This is a genomic window from Maribacter aquimarinus, from assembly GCF_047345505.1.
Taxonomy (GTDB): domain Bacteria; phylum Bacteroidota; class Bacteroidia; order Flavobacteriales; family Flavobacteriaceae; genus Maribacter.
Window position 1 is genome coordinate 90,396 of sequence record NZ_JBLFEO010000015.1, and the last position, 19,490, is coordinate 109,885.

16 protein-coding genes and 2 tRNA genes are annotated in these 19,490 nt (G+C 46.3%); 14 read left to right on the forward strand and 4 right to left on the reverse strand.

Translation table 11 applies throughout. The features are described 5' to 3' along the window. Positions 1 to 136: 136 nt before the first annotated feature. Both ACKWCC_RS12010 and ACKWCC_RS12015 read right to left on the reverse strand, forming a co-directional pair. Positions 137 to 892, reverse strand: a complete 756-nt coding sequence (locus ACKWCC_RS12010) for a C40 family peptidase (RefSeq protein ID WP_413996184.1) — start codon at positions 890 to 892, stop codon at positions 137 to 139. Between the two features lie 19 nt (positions 893 to 911). Further along, a complete protein-coding gene (locus tag ACKWCC_RS12015) occupies positions 912 to 2,087 on the reverse strand; it encodes an acetyl-CoA C-acyltransferase (RefSeq protein WP_413996185.1) in 1,176 nt (391 codons plus the stop codon). Between the two features lie 81 nt (positions 2,088 to 2,168). Here ACKWCC_RS12015 and ACKWCC_RS12020 point away from each other — a divergent pair, with 81 nt between their 5' ends. From ACKWCC_RS12020 to ACKWCC_RS12035, 4 genes are all read left to right on the forward strand, one after another. Then, positions 2,169 to 4,256, forward strand: coding sequence for an HD family phosphohydrolase (locus ACKWCC_RS12020; protein WP_413996186.1), 2,088 nt, complete (start codon positions 2,169 to 2,171; stop codon positions 4,254 to 4,256). Positions 4,257 to 4,366: 110 nt separating this feature from the next. Next, a tRNA-Ser gene (locus ACKWCC_RS12025) sits at positions 4,367 to 4,450 on the forward strand. A gap of 39 nt (positions 4,451 to 4,489) precedes the next feature. After that, positions 4,490 to 4,564 (forward strand) — tRNA-Pro (locus ACKWCC_RS12030). Between the two features lie 223 nt (positions 4,565 to 4,787). Then, complete coding sequence (locus ACKWCC_RS12035; RefSeq protein ID WP_413996187.1) at positions 4,788 to 6,038, forward strand: site-specific integrase; 1,251 nt, start codon at positions 4,788 to 4,790, stop codon at positions 6,036 to 6,038. A gap of 497 nt (positions 6,039 to 6,535) precedes the next feature. Here ACKWCC_RS12035 and ACKWCC_RS12040 read toward each other — a convergent pair whose 3' ends face one another. Further along, on the reverse strand, positions 6,536 to 7,354 hold the full coding sequence (locus ACKWCC_RS12040) for a glucose 1-dehydrogenase (protein ID WP_413996188.1): 819 nt from the start codon (positions 7,352 to 7,354) through the stop codon (positions 6,536 to 6,538). 244 nt (positions 7,355 to 7,598) lie between these two features. Between ACKWCC_RS12040 and ACKWCC_RS12045 the strand changes: the two genes are divergently transcribed. After that, complete coding sequence (locus ACKWCC_RS12045) at positions 7,599 to 7,814, forward strand: hypervirulence associated TUDOR domain-containing protein (RefSeq protein WP_413996189.1); 216 nt, start codon at positions 7,599 to 7,601, stop codon at positions 7,812 to 7,814. 45 nt (positions 7,815 to 7,859) lie between these two features. After that, complete coding sequence (locus ACKWCC_RS12050; RefSeq protein WP_413996190.1) at positions 7,860 to 8,942, forward strand: endonuclease/exonuclease/phosphatase family protein; 1,083 nt, start codon at positions 7,860 to 7,862, stop codon at positions 8,940 to 8,942. Positions 8,943 to 9,431: 489 nt separating this feature from the next. Here the strand turns inward: ACKWCC_RS12050 and ACKWCC_RS12055 are convergent, their stop codons facing one another. Beyond that, positions 9,432 to 9,881 carry a ferritin-like domain-containing protein gene (locus ACKWCC_RS12055; RefSeq protein ID WP_413996191.1) on the reverse strand — a complete coding sequence of 150 codons (450 nt, stop codon included), beginning with the start codon at positions 9,879 to 9,881 and terminating at the stop codon, positions 9,432 to 9,434. A gap of 239 nt (positions 9,882 to 10,120) precedes the next feature. Between ACKWCC_RS12055 and ACKWCC_RS12060 the strand changes: the two genes are divergently transcribed. The 8 genes from ACKWCC_RS12060 to ACKWCC_RS12095 all read left to right on the forward strand — a co-directional run bounded on the left by ACKWCC_RS12060 (position 10,121) and on the right by ACKWCC_RS12095 (position 19,105). Continuing rightward, positions 10,121 to 11,161, forward strand: coding sequence for a DNA topoisomerase IB (locus tag ACKWCC_RS12060; RefSeq protein WP_413996192.1), 1,041 nt, complete (start codon positions 10,121 to 10,123; stop codon positions 11,159 to 11,161). 193 nt (positions 11,162 to 11,354) lie between these two features. Next, positions 11,355 to 13,187, forward strand: coding sequence for a glycoside hydrolase family 15 protein (locus ACKWCC_RS12065; protein ID WP_413996193.1), 1,833 nt, complete (start codon positions 11,355 to 11,357; stop codon positions 13,185 to 13,187). A 167-nt stretch (positions 13,188 to 13,354) separates the two neighbouring features. Further along, positions 13,355 to 13,693, forward strand: coding sequence for a hypothetical protein (locus ACKWCC_RS12070; protein WP_413996194.1), 339 nt, complete (start codon positions 13,355 to 13,357; stop codon positions 13,691 to 13,693). Positions 13,694 to 13,721: 28 nt separating this feature from the next. Beyond that, entirely contained in the window at positions 13,722 to 13,961 is a 240-nt protein-coding gene (locus ACKWCC_RS12075; RefSeq protein ID WP_413996195.1) for a DUF7218 family protein, read from the forward strand. Positions 13,962 to 15,120: 1,159 nt separating this feature from the next. Further along, the gene (locus ACKWCC_RS12080; protein WP_413996196.1) at positions 15,121 to 15,420 is read left to right on the forward strand and encodes a helix-turn-helix domain-containing protein; all 300 of its coding nucleotides are present in this window, start codon (positions 15,121 to 15,123) and stop codon (positions 15,418 to 15,420) included. Beyond that, the gene (locus ACKWCC_RS12085) at positions 15,417 to 17,390 is read left to right on the forward strand and encodes a DNA adenine methylase (protein WP_413996197.1); all 1,974 of its coding nucleotides are present in this window, start codon (positions 15,417 to 15,419) and stop codon (positions 17,388 to 17,390) included. Before ACKWCC_RS12080 ends, ACKWCC_RS12085 begins: the two co-directional genes overlap by 4 nt. Beyond that, positions 17,368 to 18,483 (forward strand): HNH endonuclease signature motif containing protein, encoded by a 1,116-nt coding sequence (locus ACKWCC_RS12090; RefSeq protein WP_158531220.1) that lies wholly within the window; start codon positions 17,368 to 17,370, stop codon positions 18,481 to 18,483. Before ACKWCC_RS12085 ends, ACKWCC_RS12090 begins: the two co-directional genes overlap by 23 nt. A gap of 397 nt (positions 18,484 to 18,880) precedes the next feature. Then, positions 18,881 to 19,105, forward strand: coding sequence for a hypothetical protein (locus ACKWCC_RS12095; RefSeq protein ID WP_413996198.1), 225 nt, complete (start codon positions 18,881 to 18,883; stop codon positions 19,103 to 19,105). The last annotated feature ends 385 nt before the right edge of the window (positions 19,106 to 19,490 follow it).

Sequence of the window (19,490 nt, forward strand, 5' to 3'; positions counted from 1 at the left end):
AGCCCCACCGTACGTAGAGGTCTTTGGTGCTTGGCCTATATCGGCGCAATGGGCATTACCTTGGGGTGCAAGGGTGCCATCGTTCAGTTGCCCCTTGGAACCAAAAGGCCCCGTGCTAATTTTTCCGAAAACTTGGTCAGGGAATGATTTTTTTAATGACACGCAATTGATGGGTGTACCGGCGGTCTTCATTGTTGAAAATTCCCGTATGGTCCAGACGGTCCACCCGGACCTTGCCGTGAACGTGAACAATGTAATTGTTCTCCATGATCAGGCCCACGTGATCTATGTTTCCCTGTGCATCATCAAAAAATGCCAGATCGCCGGGCGCGCTTTCCTCCACAAAGCTCAGGGCCGTGCCTTGGGCGGCCTGTTGCGCCACGCTGCGCTGCAGGTAATGGCCGTTTATGCGATATACCATCTGCGCCAGGCCTGCGGCATCCAGCCCAAAGGGCGTCTTGCCGCCCATCAGTTCCGGCGCGTTGAGGTAGAGCAGGGCGGTACTGACCAAAGCGTTGCGGTCCTGTTTTCCACCGCTCAGGCTGCCCTCGTGCTGCACGGAGAGCACTGCCGCCCCATCCATACAGGAACCCAAGAGAATGGGAGTGAGCCCTCCTTTTTTCCCGCTCACATAAGAGATCAGGTCTGCCGTATATTTTTTCTCCCCGATATGTTCCAGGAACTCATAAGTCTCTTTGTCAATTTGGTGGTATTGGAGTTTGGGAATCCACCCTTCGTCCCCGTCATAGCTGTTTCTGATCCTGGACCAGTGCTTTCTGTTTTCAAGAACCTTAAAAAACTCACCGAACAACAGTTGGTTGGTCATTGGGGATTCTTTGTTCGCCTCTTGGCGAACGGGAACGAGGTTCAGGGAGCAGATGCCGTATTCCATTCTTCAAGTTTGAAAATGGCTAGAGACGCTCCAACACAAGGGCAGAGGCACCGCCGCCTCCATTGCAGATGGCCGCTGCACCGATCTTTGCCCCGCGTTGTTCCAGAATGTGCAACAGGGTCACCACGATACGGGCTCCGGAGCATCCCAAGGGATGGCCCAGGGAAACCGCCCCACCGTTCACGTTTACATTCTTGTCCGTGAGGCCCAGGAGTTTCATATTTGCCAATCCCACCACGGAAAAGGCCTCGTTCAATTCAAGGAAATCGACCTCGGAAAGTGCCACGCCCGCTTTGGCCAAGGCCTTGGGAAGCGCTTTCGCCGGGGCCGTGGTAAACCATTTTGGTTCGTGGGCAGCATCTGCATATCCCCTGATACGGGCCAAGGGCTTTAGGTGGAGCGCCTCGGCCTTTTCCCGGCTCATCAAGATCAGGGCAGCGGCCCCATCGTTAATGGTAGAGGCATTGGCCGCGGTCACGGTGCCTTCCTTGGTAAAGGCCGGCCGTAACTTGGGCACTTTTTCAAAATTAACGTTGGTATATTCCTCATCTTCCGTTACCAGGATATCCTCACCACGTCTCTGGGGCACGGGTACGGGCACCACCTCTTCCTTAAAATGGCCCTGGGACCAGGCGGCTGCCGATCGCTTGTAGGATGTAATGGCATAGGCATCTTGGGAGGCACGGTCAAAACCGTGCTCCACGGCACAGGCATCTGCACTCACGCCCATGGCATTTTGGTCATAGGCATCGACCAGGCCATCTTTTTGCATCCCGTCGGTGAGGGTGCCGGGCCCAAACTTGGTGCCTGTGCGCATTGGTACGTAGTGGGGTATGAGGCTCATGTTCTCCATGCCACCGGCCACAATGACCTCTGCATCGCCCAGGGCAATGGCCTGGGCCGCCTGCATGATGGTTTTCATTCCACTGGCACAGACCTTGTTTACCGTGGTGCAGGGCACCGTGTCCGGTATGCCCGCATACAGGGCCGCCTGTCTGGCGGGCGCTTGGCCCGTGCCGGCCTGTACTACGTTGCCCATGAGCACCTCATCCACCGCCGTGGGCGAGAGGCCTATTTTTTCAAGGGCTCCGGAAATGGCCACAGCGCCCAGCTTGGGCGCGGGTACGGTGCTCAAGGCGCCCAAAAAACTTCCTATGGGCGTTCGCACGGCGGAAACAATGACAACCTCTCTCATAAAAATGGTTTTTGCTAAAAGCGAAATTACTAAATTTCACGGCAAACCGGGGCTATTGTTTTCAATTCAGTAGCAGTACCAATGTATTTTTCTACTTTTGGGGCATACATCTCAAAAAAGAACCTTTTGGACCAACTTTACAAAAAACAGGCGCTCATCTATAAGTACGTTCTGTACGTGGCCGCTGTTTTTTTGATCGTGTTCTTTTTTCCCAGAGGTGGCAAGTTCAAGTACGAGTACCAAAAGGGCGTGCCCTGGCAATATGAGGATTTGCGCGCCCCGTTCGACTTTCCCATAAAAAAGGCACCGGAACAACTAAATGCCGAAAGGCGCGCCATTGCAGCGGGGCAGGAACTATATTTCAACTATGACAGTGCCGTGGTAAAAAAGGCCTTCTCGCGCCTCAATGAACTACTGGATGCACCCTTTACAGAAGGGGCGACCCCAGTGGCGCCCTCACAAACGGAACGGGCAAAAGCACTGGCCCGGGAAGTGCTGGACCAATGGTATGCCACCGGGGTGGTAAAGGACACGGCCGCGCTGCGGGGCAGGGCCTACGTGTACCTCATAAGGGAGGGCATTGCCAAGCGGACAAGGGCCAATGCGTTCCAAACTTTGGGAAATTTGGAGCCTTATCTCCAAACGAAATTGCAAGCCGAGGGGCTGTTGGGCGCCAAAGATGAGTTAGAGGTCCTGTTGTCCGATGTTGTGGAGCCCAATGTTTTTTTCAACGAAACATTGACCGATAAGGTGAAGGCGGAGGCACTTTCCCAATTATCGCTCACCAGGGGAAGCGTAACCGAGGGCACCCTGATCATAGCCAAGGGCGAAGTGGTGCAAGACAGCCACCTGAGGTTGCTGGAGTCCCTGCGCACGGAATACCAAATGGAGGAGCGAGGCCCCACCGACAAGTATTTTGTCCTGGGAGGTTACACGGTGCTGGTGGCGCTGGTCTTGATGATGTTGCTGCTTTTCTTAAAGAAATACCGACCACAGGTGTTCACCAACAATACCAAGGTCACCTTTATCTTCTTCAACATCGTTTTTTTGGTCTTGGTCACGGCCACCGTGGTAAATTATGATGACAGTCTGGTCTTTGTGGTGCCCCTCTGTGTGCTGCCCCTGGTGCTCAAAACTTTTTTTGATGCGCGTTTGGGGCTCTTTGTGCACGTGCTCACGGTGCTCATCCTGGGCTTTGTGGTGCCCAATAGCTTTGAGTACCTTTTTTTGCAGATCATTGCCGGCATCGTTACCATTCTCACCGTTTCCGAACTGCACAAAAGAACCAACCTCTTTGTTTCCGTGGGCCAGATCACCCTGATCTATATCGTGGCGTATTTGGCCTTTCACAGCATCCACGAAGGAAATCTCAACAACATTGCTTGGTTTACCCTGGGGCTGTTTTTGCTCAATGGGATGATCACTTTGTTTGTACAGCCCTTGATCTACGTGTACGAAAAAGTGTTTGGGCTTGTATCGGATGTATCGTTATTGGAGCTATCGGACACCAACAGTGCCCTGCTCAAAGCCTTGAGCAACAAGGCGCCCGGGACGTTTCACCACTCCCTGCAAGTGGCCAATCTCGCGGAGGCCGCTGCCAACAAGGTGGGGGCAAATGCCATGTTGGTCCGGGTGGGGGCGCTCTACCATGACATTGGCAAAATGGAGAACCCCACGTACTTCACCGAAAACCAGATCACCAATGTAAACCCACATCATGAGCTCGGTGCCCAGGAAAGCGCACAGATCATCATAGACCATGTGATCAAGGGCATAGAGTTGGCCAGAAAGAACAACATCCCCGATCGGGTGGTGGATTTTATCCGCAGTCACCACGGTACCACCCTGGTGTATTACTTTTTCAAAAAGCAGCAAGAGCTGGATCCAGGGGTTGCGGAGGACAATTTTAGGTACCCAGGGCCACTGCCATTCTCCAAGGAGACCGCCATTTTGATGATGGCAGATTCCGTGGAAGCGGCCTCAAAGAGCCTCAAGAACCCCACTTATCTCATGATTGATGCCTTTGTGGACAAGATCATAGCCGGACAGATGAAAGCCGGCCAGTTTGTAAACGCCAACATCACCTTCAAGGAAATAGAGGTCATCAAGAAAATTTTCAAGCAGAAGCTCACCAATATCTACCATTTGCGGGTGGAGTATCCGGAGTGATGGCCATCCTCTGGAGCTGCCGAAAAAAAAGAGTGAAATAGTTGCGTGCCATTACGGTAAAAAGTACATTTGCAAGCGCAAAATGAGCGCAGGTTCCCCAGGGGAATTTGGGAGAGGTGCCGGAGTGGTAACGGAGCAGATTGCTAATCTGTCGACGCGCAAGTGTCGCCCGGGTTCGAGTCCCGGTCTCTCCGCAAAACAGTTCTTTTTTTATAAAGAAAGATAACCCATATCGGGGTGTAGCGTAGCCCGGTTATCGCGCCTGCTTTGGGAGCAGGAGGTCGCAGGTTCGAATCCTGCCACCCCGACTAAAGAGGTGTTTTTAAACATCTTTTTTTAACTAATCAAATGTAAACCAAGGGATTATATTTTCCTTGGTTTCATTTGAATGGTTTTAACATCAAATGAAAGGTTACCTATTCGGTTACCTACATTGGAAACTCTTTTCTTAGATAGTAGTCATATAGCGTTTGACTTTCGCTTCGATTTGGCTTTCACCACAAATCGATTATTCATTAAAAGCGAACGTCTATGAACACTTCACGAACATTCAGAATTCATTTTTGGCTCAATCTCTCAAAGAAAAAAGGGGATAAGGCCCCAATCTATGCCCGTATTACGGTTGACGGTAAGCGCTCAGAAATCAGTTTACAACGACAGACCTCGGTAAGCTCTTGGAAAACAAGGTCCAAGAGATGCAAATCAAGGACACCGGAGGGCAGGACCCTGAACATATATTTGGACCAAGTTTATGCCAAGTTATTGGATTGCCATAAACAACTTATGGCAGATGGTAATCTGATCAATTCAAAATCGATCAAGGCAAGATTCTTGGGACGGGATGAGCACCATAAATCGCTATTGGAGTTGGTTGCCTATCACAATGGGAATATGCTGGGTGTCCTTAAGCCGGGAACGTTAAAGAATTACTTCACCACCGAGAAGTACCTCAAGCGATTTCTGATCGAAAAGAAGAAAACCGGCGACATCTTTCTAAAGCGGATTTCCTTTAGCTTTATCATAGATTTTGAGCAGTATTTAAGAAACGGGCCTGCATTGCAAAACTCCAACCCGTTGACAAATAACGGGGTAATGAAACATTTGGAACGTCTTCGCAAAATGATGAACCTAGCCTTAGATTTGGAATGGTTGGACAAAAATCCCTTTGAACGGTACAAGCTGAAATTCCATAAATTCAAAAAAGAGTACCTCTCCCAAGATGAACTCAGATTGTTCAGTGCCCACGAACTGGCAGAGAGGCGATTGCAAGTGGTGAGGGACGTGTTTGTTTTTGCCTGTTATACCGGTTTGTCCTATTCGGATGTCAGGGTACTGAAAAGGGAACATATTGTTCGTGGGCTGGATGGGGACTTTTGGATCTTTACGCAACGTGAAAAAAACGACCAACCTGTCAAAGTTCCCCTGCTTAAAAATGCACTGATGATTTTGAAAAAATATAGGGACTACCCTGAAAGCAATGATGGAAAGTTACTACCTGTCCATTCCAACCAAAAGTTAAATTCTTATTTGAAAGAAATAGCAATACATACTAAAATCGGTAAAAAGTTAACGTTCCATTCAGCCAGACATACATTCGCCACCACGGTGACCTTGTCCAATGGTGTGCCCATTGAAACGGTCTCCAAAATGTTGGGACATACCAAGCTCTCCACGACACAGGTCTATGCCCGGGTTCTTGAGCAAAAAATCAGCTCGGATATGAAAAATTTAAGGATGCGGTTAAGCCATATTGAAACGAAATCATTAAAAAAAGAGTTTTAGCTTCAAATAGAAATGGTTGTTACTTCATCTTTGAGAGACTGAATATAGGGAGGCAATCGTCTATCTGACAGCGATTGAATGTAACGCTTTGAATTAATGGGAAGGGATGCTTTGCCATTATTCAGGATAACTTTTGGGGATTCGTGTTTGTTTTTGACGTTTGTTGAAGAATGGGGGTTTTTTGGGTCAATGGTTTTTAAACATAGGGCATATCTCATTGGAGAAGCCTTAAAGCTGATTGGCTCGTTGCACCTCAATTCAATTTCAAACAAAGATGGTCAGGAGCTGTATTCTATCAATCGTTAATTGGGATGGCATTTAATCCGAAATGATCAGTGGTACTAATTTGTTGAAAAACCGGTGGTTATTCCAAAACTAAAGTTTAAGACCGCAATACTTTTGCCTAAGACATTCGGTGATGCCTTCTGGTATCGTTCAGGGGAAGTTCAACTGCTTTGGTGGTGTCACTTGGTTTAATTCCCGCTCCCACAGCCCAATTAACCCCCGTTGGCGAAACCGGGATAACAGTTCATGCCGCCGTCCACATAAATGGTGGTGCCGTTGATGTATTCTGCCTGGTCGGAGGCCAACCAACTGGCCACTTGGCCAATATCTTCCGGTATGCCAATGCGTTTGTAGGGAATGAGCTTCAACATTTGTTCCCTGCCCTCCTCGTTGCTCCAAACATCTTTGTTGATCTCCGTTTTTACTGCACCTGGGGCAATACTGTTGCATCGTATTTTTTCCGGGCCGTATTCCTGGCAGATGCTTTCCATCAGCATGAGCAATCCGCCCTTGCTGGCAGCATAGTTGGCGTGTCCTGCCCAGGGAATGATTTCATGCACCGAGCTCATATGGATTATTTTTCCCAGGGATTTTGAAACGTCCTCGCGCATACCGCGCCGTTTAAATTCCAAGATGGCCGCCTTGGCGCAGAGGAACTGGCCGGTAAGGTTCACTCGTAGTACCTGTTCCCAGTCTTCCAAGGGCATTTTGTGCAACGGATGGTCCAACTGCATGCCGGCATTGGCCACACAAATGTCCACCGTGCCAAAATGGGAAATGGTTTGTTTAAAAATGGTGTTTACATCGTTTTCTTGGCCCACATCGCCCTGAACCACAATGGCGGTGCCGGCATCACTGTCGGTATTTATCTCGTGAGCAGCTTCCTCGGCCGCCTCTTGGGAGCTTCGGTAATTTAGGGTCACATTGGCCCCGGCCTTGGCCAATGTCTTGGCCACCGCCTTCCCAATCCCCGCGCTGGAACCAGTGACAATGGCAGTTTGTCCATATAGTGGTGTTTTGTAATGCGTCATCCGTGATATCCTTTAGGGTTAATTCCTAAAATACGGAGGTTGGTCATGGCATGCTGCCGCCATCCCTTAAATTACGTGCCCAATTGAAGTATGGTGAAACGGTTGTGAACAGCCTGCTGGTGCATCCAAGCCATAGGTTATCAGCCTGGGCAGAAGAGGTATTTGCACTAAAAATAAAATGGAATGGGGATGTGAAAAGCCCGTTTATTATGGAATTTGGGCATCAACTTAAAAAATGAACGATATGATCAAGGAAGGAAGCAAGGTAACATGGAAATGGGGCAACGGAACCGCCACCGGCCAGGTCAAGGAGACCTATGTCAAAGAGGTCACCAAGACCATTAAAGGAAGCGAAGTGACGCGCAAGGGCGAAGAGGGAAACAAAGCACTCTTTATTGTCCAAGAAGATGGCGACCACGTTTTAAAAAGTGAAAGCGAGGTGAGCCGTATGGACGATTAATGCCGCACATTGCCTGTCTTTAAAAGGAGATAAAGCCACAATGAAATGGATGTCATTGCCCCACTTGTCGTAATGTGCAATATCTTGGTATGCCTACCGAGCGTGGCTTCGTACACCAGAATGGACATTTGGTGGATCCGGGGTTTTGATTTTCCCAGAATACAGATATCGGTTTTGATCGCCATAAATTTGGTGCTGGCGCTCTTGGTCTATCCTTTTGATGCTGCCCATCACTTTATTCTTTTTGGGGCCATGCTCTTTGCATTGGGGTATCAGGTACATCTCATTTATCCCTATACCCCGTTGAGCAAGAAACAGGTGGTGCAGTACACTGGTAATTCTGGCGGAGATATGCTCTCCATCCTCATAAGCAATGTGCTCACGCCCAACGATCAGTACCAAAAGCTACTTGCCATTATCAGGGACAAGTGTCCCGATGTAGTGCTCACTTTGGAGTCAGACAAGAAGTGGGAGCGAGCCTTGGCGCCTTTGGAACGGGATTATGGACATACCGTGAAGATTCCGCAAGACAATCTCTACGGGATGCACCTTTATTCCAAATTACCATTAAAGGATGTGTCCGTCCGGTTTTTGGTGGTAGATGACATTCCCTCCATCCACGCTAAGATGGAGCTGCCCAACGGCAAGGTAGCCACCATACACTGTGTGCATCCCCGGCCTCCCAGCCCCTCGGAGAGCAAGACGTCCACCAATCGCGATGCCGAACTGCTGTTGGTGGGAAAACAAATTCCTGACGATCCCAAACTGACCTTGGTGTTTGGCGATCTGAACGATGTTGCCTGGTCCCGTACCACCAAGCTGTTTCAAAAAATAAGTAAGCTGATGGATCCGCGTCGTGGGCGTGGTTTTTTCAATACCTACCATGCCAATCATAAATTGATGCGCTGGCCCTTGGACCACGTCTTTCACAGTAACGATTTTGCCTTGGTGTCCATGAGCCGGGAACCTTATATGGGATCCGACCATTTTCCCATTTACATTAAGTTGAACTACACCCCAAGGGTGCAATGGCAACAAGAGGTGCTGCAGGCCAATGCGGAGGAGAAGGAGTGGGCGCAAAAAAAAATTAGAAAGACCGATGCCGCCGGAACGACCATAAAATCCTGATCATCTCGGCATTTTGGTGCGTCCTCAAACCAAGGTTTTCCTTACGATACTCTGGTTTTTTAGGTGGATGTTGGATGCGCCAAAATACATCTGCCTAAGATTTTTAGCATGGGTATGATGGTTGCCAATTGGGGTGTGGCCAATAGCCCACACACAAGCATACACTGATAAACGGGTGATGCCTTTGCCCATCGGGGTCATCCACCAAGACTCAGTTGATTGGATGTGGATATTTTATACCCCTTCTCTCATAGAAATTGGCCAAAAATGCCAGGTGGAGCGCCTGGAAATGTTGCGACGGTTTTTGGCCCTAAGGCCAAAATGAAACCGGCCAAATACCACTAGGGCTTGCCCGCCCGTGACGAAAAAGAAGCTTCGGTTGGGCTTTGGGTATGGTTGGCTTAAAGCAGTGTTTATAGGAAGAAACAAAAAATGCCGGCACTTTGTGCCGGCATTTTTGGGTGTACAAATACCTACAGTCATCATACCCTAGGCAAGGTCCTCCATGGACTTCACCTTGTTCAGGTCCGTTTGTATTTTATTGCGCTGTTCTCGAATGATGCTGCCAATGGCCGCGGGCAAGTTGGTATCTTCCAATACTTCGTCATATTCCTCAACGGCCGCCTTATCGCCCCTTATGGCCTCTTCGAGCATGGATTCATCATCATCGCCGGAAAAGAAGGCTTTTACGTCCATCCAGGCCCTGTGGATGCTGCCGGTAAAGCTACTGTCGTCATCCACATCATCGTAATTGGCCACCATGGCACTTTTCAGTTCCCGGTTAAATTCGCTCCGCTCCCGTCCCTTGCGCTCAAAAAAAGCCCTCAAGCTGGGACTTTCCGCATTTTCGGCCGCTTTTCCGTATCCCTTTTCAGCGTCCCGGTTCTTTTCCAGAATTTCTTCCAACTGGTCTACCAAGGTTTCATATTTTGTTTCCATATCGTTATTATGTTTTATTGATTAAACTTGGTACAATGATACGCTGCCGCCCCCGGTCCGGCATGCTGCAAAGCAACAATTCCTAACGCTAAACCTCTGCTGGTTCTCCGTCCCTGTGTTCAAGGCTCGATCAATTTGTTTGAAAAGTGGCAAGGCCGTTTCAATTGGGTTTCATAAATTCTCTTTTGAGCTAAGGGCATCCCGCCGTTACACGTACTTTCCGTGAAAAAAAAGGCGAGATGACAAACAATCATATGGCCCCAACGGTACAAGAGGTAGATGATTCCGCGATGGGCATTACCCGCCAAAAATACGGCAAGGGCTATGCCTACTATGCTGAGGACGGTACCAAGATCACCGACAAGGCCACGCTGAAACGGTTGCGAAAGCTGGTGGTTCCGCCGATGTGGAGCGATGTCCTCATCTGCAAATTCCCGGACGGGCACATCCAGGCGGTGGGCAGGGATGCCAAGGGCCGCAAACAGTACATTTACCATCCTGTTTACGAAAAGCAAAGACAACAGCAAAAATTTAAAAAACTGTTGGCCTTTGTCGGTTTTCTCCCCCAGTTGCGACAACGGGCCCATGCGCATTTAAACCGTTCCGGTTGGCCCAAGCGCAAGGTCTTGGCCCTTATTTTGCTGCTGCTGGACGAGTACGGCGTTCGCATTGGCAATAGGGAATACCGCCGCCGAAACGGCAGCTACGGCCTAACCACCCTGCGCAGGAAGCATCTGGACGTATTGGACCATGAGCTACGCTTCACCTTTACCGGCAAGAGCCATAAACCACAGGAGGTGCACATAGACAACGAAGAATTGGTGCCCTTCATAAAAAAGGCGGCCGACCTCCCCGGCTATGAAATATTTAGGTACCGCAATGAAAAAGGGCAGTGGGAATCGGTGGACAGTGAGGAGGTGAACGCCTACATCTTGGAGGTGACCGGGGCAGGATTTTCAAGCAAATATTTTAGGACCTGGGCCGCCAATAAGCTGGCTGTGGAGGTGTATCCGCTGGCCTTGGAAGACCAAAGAAATGGTTCCAGAAAGAAATTCAGCAATATTGTCCTCAAGATGGTGGCCTCTGAATTGGGCAATACGCCCACCGTGTGCAAGGAGTACTATGTGCACCCCCATCTATTCAGGGCCATAGATGGGCAGTCCGTATCCCAGCCCAATCCCTTCCAAGACGCGGCAGAACCCTTTGGGCTGGACGCCAACGAGCGGTTGGCCCAAGAACACATAAGAGAGGGCTACGGGCAAGCGCAATGGGCAGTGTAACACTGGTTTTTAGCTGGCCCACCCATCTACCGCTTGTGACCATTCTCCGGCAGCCGGACAATCGGAGCAGCATTTTACGGGAATGCGGCAAGCCAATTTAAAGGACTGGTCTATTTTGGGAGTGAGCATCGGACCTGGGGCAACCTTGGGAGGTTTCGCTTTCTGCATCGACCATCAAAAAAAATAGCGATCAATGGAAAAAGAAAACTATGCCCCCATAGGCGACTACGGGATTGTGGGGAATTGCCAGACCGTGGCACTGGTGCACCGCTTGGGTTCGGTAGATTTTATGTGTTTCCCAAATTTTGATTCACCCACCGTTTTTGCCGCCCTCTTGGATAAGGACAAGGGGGGCAGCTTTCATACCCGGCCACAGATGGAACCCACTAAAACCACCCAACAGTACCTCTTGGACACCAATGTGCTGCTTACCCGCTACTTCTCGGACGCCCAGACGGTAGATATCATTGATTTTATGCCCATAAGCGATGAAAAATTGGAAAAAAACCAATTCATGCGCTTGATAAGAGCGGTTCGGGGCAACGGCTCTTTCCAATTGCACCTGAACCCCAGGCCGGATTATGGACAGACCAAGGCCCAGCTCCAAAAAGTGGACACACAATTCCTTCGATGCCCCCTGGGCGATGAGGGCACCCTGGACCTGTGCGCCAGCGTACCGCTGTTTTCGGAAGGGGATGCTTTGAAAACGTCCTTTGAGCTCAAGGAGGGGGAGCGGGCGGTATTTGTTCTCGGCGATGCGCCACAAGAGGTCAAAAATTTGGAAGACTTCGCAGAGGCAAGGTTACGGGAAACCCTGGCCTATTGGCGTAAATGGCTGTCGCAATGCCAATATGAGGGCGATTTCTCCGATGCCGTAAAACGTTCCGCCCTGACCCTAAAACTGCTTACCAGCGGCCAGTATGGAAGCACGGTGGCGGCCGCCACCTTTTCCCTGCCGGAGCAGCTCGGCGGAGACCGCAACTACGACTACCGCTTCACCTGGATACGGGATGCCGCCTTTACCATGTACGCCTTTATGCGCATGGGCCTTTTTTCCGAGGCCAAGGATTTCATGGCGTGGATCTTGGCCTGCATCAAGGACGATATCAACGGAGGGGTAAAACTGCAGATCATGTACCGCCTGGACGGCACCAAGGACCTGGAGGAGCGCGAGCTCAATTTGGAGGGATACAGGGGCTCCCGACCCGTGCGCATTGGCAATGCCGCCACCCAGCAGATCCAATTGGACATCTTTGGCGAGCTGTTGGACACCATTTATATCTATGACAAATACGGGGAACCCATAACCTATTCCTTTTGGCAGCACATAGAGCAGTTGCTGGAGTTTGTGTGCAAGAATTGGAACACTGCCGATCACGGCATTTGGGAGGTGCGGGAAACCAAGCGCCATTACCTCTATACCCGGGTCATGTGCTGGGTGGCCCTGGAGCGCGCCATTACCTTGGTGCGCAAGCGTGCCTTTCCCACCGACCTGGAGCGCTGGATAAAAAACCGAAATCTCATCCACCAGGACATCTACGATCATTTTTGGAACGGGGAGCTGCAGTCCTTTGTACATTTTAAGGGCGCCAACACGGTAGATTCCTCCCTGCTCATCATGCCGCTGGTGCATTTCATAAGCCCGTATGACGATAAGTGGAAAAAGACCTTGAAGGCCATAGAGCAGCAATTGGTGCAAGATGTGCTGGTGTACCGCAATATGGAAGACAGCGCTCCCCTGCGATCAGAAAAGAAAGAGGGCAGCTTCTTGGTGGGCGCTTTCTGGTACGTGGAATGCCTGGCGCGCGGCGGCGAGCTGGAAAAGGCCACCCACTATTTTCAGAAACTGCTGGGGCACGGCAACCATTTGGGGCTCTTTGCCGAGGAGATGGACCCCGCCGGCCGGCAGCTGGGCAACTTTCCGCAGGCCTTTACCCACTTGGGCCTCATCAGTGCCGCCTTTAACCTGCACCGGCAAAAGCACAAGGCCAACTATATTATAGACCAGCCCTTTTCACCATTCTAGGGCAGTGCCAAGAGGTTTCGCATCCGTTTCTTTCGCAAATGGGTCAAGGGGAACACAGCCCATTTTTTAACTTCTTGCTATAGGGTTGCAAAGACAATAAAATCCATTTTTTAGATGCCTTTCCTAAGTTCAACCCCAGAATGGGAACATTAAAAGAACAACATATTGTGAACAAGAGCAGAGAAAAAGATCAGCAGACCCAGGAACAAGCCAATAAAAAGCCCGCCCAGGGCTATGATGCCAACATAAAACAGGCCGATGTGGATGCCCTGGGCAAAAAAGGATTGGCCATGGACACCGGGGACGATACCTTGTTGCAGTCCCGAAAACAGCGGTTGGACTTTACCGGAAAAGACCTGGACGTGCCCACGGGAACAGCCCATAATGCCACAACCCAGCCCACCGATGAGGAAAACACCCTCTACGGGCAAGGGGGCGATCGCAAACAAAACCTGGAAGCCCCCCAAGGTGCCAATGCCAACAAGCGCAACGGCGACAGCAAATGAACAAGGCAACCTCTAAAAAAACAAAAAGATGCCAAACAGCAGTATAAAGAACGAAGCACAGTATGAAGCCCTGCGGGACAAGGGATACAGCAAAGAAAAAGCGGCCCGCATTGCCAACACCCCAGACGCCGGGAAAAAGGGCGGCGAGGCCAAGCCCTATGAAGAATGGACCAAGGATGAACTTTACAATCAGGCCCAGAATGTGGGCATTTCTGGTCGATCCAAAATGGACAAGTCCCAATTGATAGATGCTTTGCGCAACCATTGACCCCTAAGGCAAAGCGCTATGACCGCTTTAGAAAAGAACCCTTAAACCTCCCCAGGGCATGCACTTTGGGGAGGTTTGGTCTTTACCCTAGTGACGTGGGCAAAATTGGCGTTCCGCGGCCCTAGGAGGGGTAATACCCGTCCGGACGCCCATAAGATTTTAAGACAAAGGTTGGGGGAGGGCGTTCCCTGCGGGCCGGGCTATACGTTGCAAGTCCTCGCTGGCCCCCGATCCCGATCGGGGGCGCTATGGGCTTTTTGCTCCTATCCCTAACGCGGGCCTATTAACTGGTAAAAGGCTTATGATCCTTGTTAGAACAAACTTTAGGGCCAACTATCTGTCTTTGCGAGGAAACGGAAAAGGAGCCCATTACCCATAGTTCCAGGAAGCTTCCCCACCTTATATCCTATCCCTGCTTCACTGATGTAAACCATGAACCATCTGGTGGCGGGTGGCGAACTGCCATTCCATAAGAGGTCTGGAAAACCACCCTGCCAAGGGCACATCCAGGTTGTTTCGCAATGCCCGTGAAACAACACTCACCCTCCGTTTGTCCATTGGGTATTTTGGATATGGGCATCAGCGCATCCCCGTCAAAATTTGATGTGGGAAATAAATAGGTCGGTGATAGACCAGCGGTTTATAAATTACTTCCTAATGGCGATCCGAGAAACATAAAGTGTATGGACCATATAAGGCACCTATTTTTAAAACACAGAGGCGACCGGTGTAACCAAGACTGTAGAACGGGCCCGAACAAATCAGGAGGTTGGTCCCAAAATCCTGCCCTGAAGTTTAGTGCACCAGGGACAGGCTTTTAGGTTGGGCCTGAGGCAGCCACTGTTGCCTTCAAGGCACGTGTACAACAAAAGCACCGAAAATTACATCCATAGGGCCGTACTCTATCTCCTTAGTAAAAATAATCTCCTATCTTAGTGATATACGAAAAAGATATATAGATTATATGATCTATATCCTACCGTTACCTGCAAGCTAAAAAAGCCACCGCACGCTCAAGCACATTTCATTTTGCTCGTACCTCACAAAACAAAAAGAGCTTTCACTTCCCCACCGCCACCCAAAAAAATCAGTAATAATTGAATGAATGCAAAAATATTTTCTATATTTGACAAATATTGTCTAAACAAAATATAGATAGATGTTATTTGGCAACAAACTAAGAGAGCTTAGAGAACAAAATGGACTTGTTCTTAGAAAAGTGGCAGCGGTTCTTGACATTGATACCGCTACACTATCAAAAATCGAACTAGGCGACAGACAAGCTAAAAGAGAATATTTACCTATACTCTCAGAACTTTATGGAATAAATCTCAAAGAGCTAGAAAAGCTATGGTTAACAGATAAAGTTTATGACATTATCGAAGAAGAAGAGCAAGGTTTGAATGTTTTAAAAGAAGCGGCCATCTTTTATAAAAAATCACAAAAAGTGCATCAATGAGATTTATTGGAAATAAAGAATTAATTACTACTGCAATTATTGACCTTTTGGAAGAAAAGGGACTTGTTTGCATACAACGAAATTTATTCAATCAAGATAAAAAGGTCGAAAATAATTTAACTTTTTTTGATGCCTTCTGTGGAACAGGTGCAGTTGCAGACTCAGTAAAAAGTAAATTCAATTTAGTTGTAAACGACATGATTAAATGGTCTGTTATTTACACAAACGGCAGATTAGTATCGCCAGATTGTACTTTTGAAAAACTAGGATTCGACCCATTCGAGTTTTTTAACAGCAACTCCGAAACAAGGCAATACTTTTTCTATAAAAACTATTCTCCAGGTGGCTCTGAACGTATGTACTTCTCACCCGAAAATGCAGGAAGAATTGACTATTTCAGGGAAACAATAGAACAATGGAAGAATCAAGAATTAATCAATAATTCTGAATATTGTTTTTTACTCGCTAGTCTTATAGAATCTATTTCATTTGTTTCAAATACAGCAGGAGTTTATGGAGCTTTCTTAAAGCATTGGGACCCAAGAGCGAAAAAACAAATCATATTTCAAAGAGTAGAATCAAATAATTCTAAACATTTAGGTATAACCACTCTAAATGGTAAAATTGAAGATTTAATTGAAAATGTTGAATGTGATATATTGTATTTAGACCCACCATATACTCAAAACCAATATGGTACTCAATATCATATTTTACAAACATTGGTGTTGGATGATTCTCCATCAATTAGTCCAATAACAGGTTCAAGACCGACAACACCAATGCGCTCAGATTGGTCTAAGGATTATAAATCACACATACTATTTGACAAAATAATTGCTAAAACAAAAGCTAAACATATCATATTTAGCTATAGTGTTGATGGATTTTTATCTAAGAGTTTCATTGAAGCTAGTTTGAAAAGATATGGTAAAGTTGAAACATATAAGTGCAAGAAAATTTCATATAGCAAATACACGAATTTTAAATCAAGGAGAGGTAAAGAGCATTTTGAATATTTATTCTATGTAGAAAAGAAAGAAGAGCTTGAGGTTAAATATGAATCTCCGCTTAATTACATTGGAAGCAAGGCAAAGATGATTGAAGAAATAAAATGCTACTTCCCAAAAAGATATTCAAACTTTGTTGATGCGTTTGGTGGAGGGTTTAACGTTGGAATAAATTCTAAATCAAGTCATATCGTTTACAATGAATTCAATCACTTTGTAAAAGACTTAGTGGAGTCTTTTAGAATAAATGACACCTATCAATATCTTCTTTATATGAGAAGAATTATAAAAAAATATGACCTGAAAAAACAAGATTCTGATAGTTATATAAAAGCTCGTAACTATTACAATTCCCTTCCTTTCGAAAAAAGAGACCCTAAATTACTCTATACAATAATTTTATATGGCTTTAACCAGCAAATAAGGTTTAATGGAGACCATGGTTTCAATAACCCAGTAGGTATGAGGTGGTTTAATGATAAAGTCCTTGAAAAAATGATTAGCTTTTCAAGAATAGTTAAGGAAAAAAATATTGAATTTAAAAATTCAGACTATTCGGAACTAAATGATGTAATCAATAATAACAGTTTTGTCTATTTAGACCCACCATACCGCCTAACAACAGGCGCATACAATGATGGAAAAAGAGGATTTAATGGTTGGGGAATTGAAGAAGAAAGAAGGTTATTTGAGTTTGTTGATTCATTAAATGATAAGTCCATTTGTTTTATGATTTCATATGTAATGGAACATAAAGGAAAAACAAATAATGAATTAAAAAAGTGGATTGAAACAAAAGGATACCGCTTAATAAAAGTAAATGATGTTCCAGGCATCCAACGAAAAGAAGTACTGATTGTAAATTATGATAATAATGGAAATACCTCACTTTACAATAAAGAACAGGTTTCAAAAGGGAGGACTGTACCAAGACCTCTTGAGACCAGCTATATTGGCTGATGTTTGTCAAAAAGTTACAGGTCAAAATGAATATACTGTAGACTTTGACAACGATGGTTATAATATTGGAAGACTAGCAACCCTTGAATATCAAGGCAGAAAGACATTTATATCCTTCTCTGAGGTTGAAATAAGAAGTAGAAACTCTAGCTTCCAAAGTTTTCCGAGCGCATTATCACGATACATATTAGATGAGAATCAGAACAAGGAAATCTGCTTCTATTTTCATCCAGATACAACAGGGAATTGGGAAACTCCATATTTCATATTTATGTATCGTTTGATGAGAACTGCAAATGTCAATTTCTTAAATGCTAATGAATATTTAAGAAGTCCAATTACCTCTTTCACTTCACCCGAGGATATTATTTTGCATAAAGACCAGATGCGAAGTAGGAATCCAGGAAATAGGTCAACATATTTAACTCGTGGTCCACAAAACCAACTTCAAATATTTGGTAAAACTTATGGCGCAAATAAATATGAAACGACTATACTTTGTTTAGCAATTTCAGAAATTGCCAATACAGATGTTGAATTGTATGAAATTGAAGAAGGCGGTTTAACTAAACTTCCTCAAACATCAAAAGATGCAATTGAATCATTAGGTGTAGTTCATATTTTCACATCAAATCGAACTATTGAGAGAATCGATTTTGAAGAAAATGATAGTTTACGTTCAGTACAATACATTTATAATTTACTAGAAAAACTAGGAGATAAGAAATGTGCACTTTGCGAATGTGATATACCTCAAATTATTCAAGGAGCTCATATTTGGCCAGTTGCAGATATAAAAAGGGAAAATCATTTGACACAAGATGAAAAATTAAATCTTGCATTAGACGGGGATAATGGTCTGTGGCTTTGCAACAACCATCATAAATTACTTGATTCACATATCATAAAGCTTTTTGAAGATAATACTGTGAAGTATAAAAGTTCACTAAATGAAAGTCAAAGCAACTATTTAAGCGAGATTACGACAAATAACCGCTTACCTGAAAATATTGTTAATGAAAGTATGTCTGAATACATTGTGAAAAGAAACCGAAACATACCTGTTGAAGAATATGCAGATTTTATCAATTAACCCAACGCTTTGTTCAAGCACATTGCAATCCTCGTTCCTGCGGTCGCAAAGAGCTTTCACTCCAACGCTAACGAACGAACGAGAAAAAAGCCAGCAGGTAACAATGTGTATAAGCAATAGCGGTTTAAGTGCTATTTTGAAACGTAAAATTATAAATCAAAGGTCGTTGCTATCTGACAGTTTAGTGGTTTGAAATCCACTACTGCTCATACACGAGACCGTTGTGCTTCATTATGCCCAGAAAGAAAACTCTCTTGCATATGTCCTTGTCTTTCGAAATTCTCCCGATAAAGGCTTAAAGCCCGGCTGTTTTTGAGTTACTGACCGTAGTAGCACCCACCCAAACGCAACCAAGTAGGAAAATCAACATTTTATAGCGGACGTTGAAGACCAAAAAATGCAAAAGATAATCCACTCTGGGTGTATCATCATTGCCCTGCTCTTGCTTTGCAATTGTTCCGATGATGTTGATGATGCCAGTCCAATAGCATTGGGCATCTGGATTTCCTCCGATAAAACGGACACCTTGGATTTTATATCACAAAATAACTTCCAAAAATCCAACGCATTTATGCGAAAAGACCATTTTGATTATGCCCTCTTGCCGAACGACTCCATATAGATTGGCTACAGGGGAAAGCAGTTGGTCTATGTTCAGCCCACAAATCATTATTATTCGGTGCAGGACACTATCCTGATGATTGATTTTACCAACCGATCATGTTATGGTTTTGAAGACAAGAAAATGATCTATATCAAGGAATAAAAGCTTGCTGCCCACAAAGGAAAAAACATTCCCTGCCACAAGGACGTTCCAGCATTGCTGACCCTAAAGGGATTAAAGGCCCTGTTGTCGCCGAATGGTAAATGGTCTTGGGTGCAGCTGAAAGCTACCCCAAAATCCGGAGTGCTCTAAAATGGGAAAATGAGTAACTTTAAATTTTGGGACAATGAAAAAAAGCAAGTTTACAGAGAGCCAGATCATCGGGATGATCCGGCAGTACGAG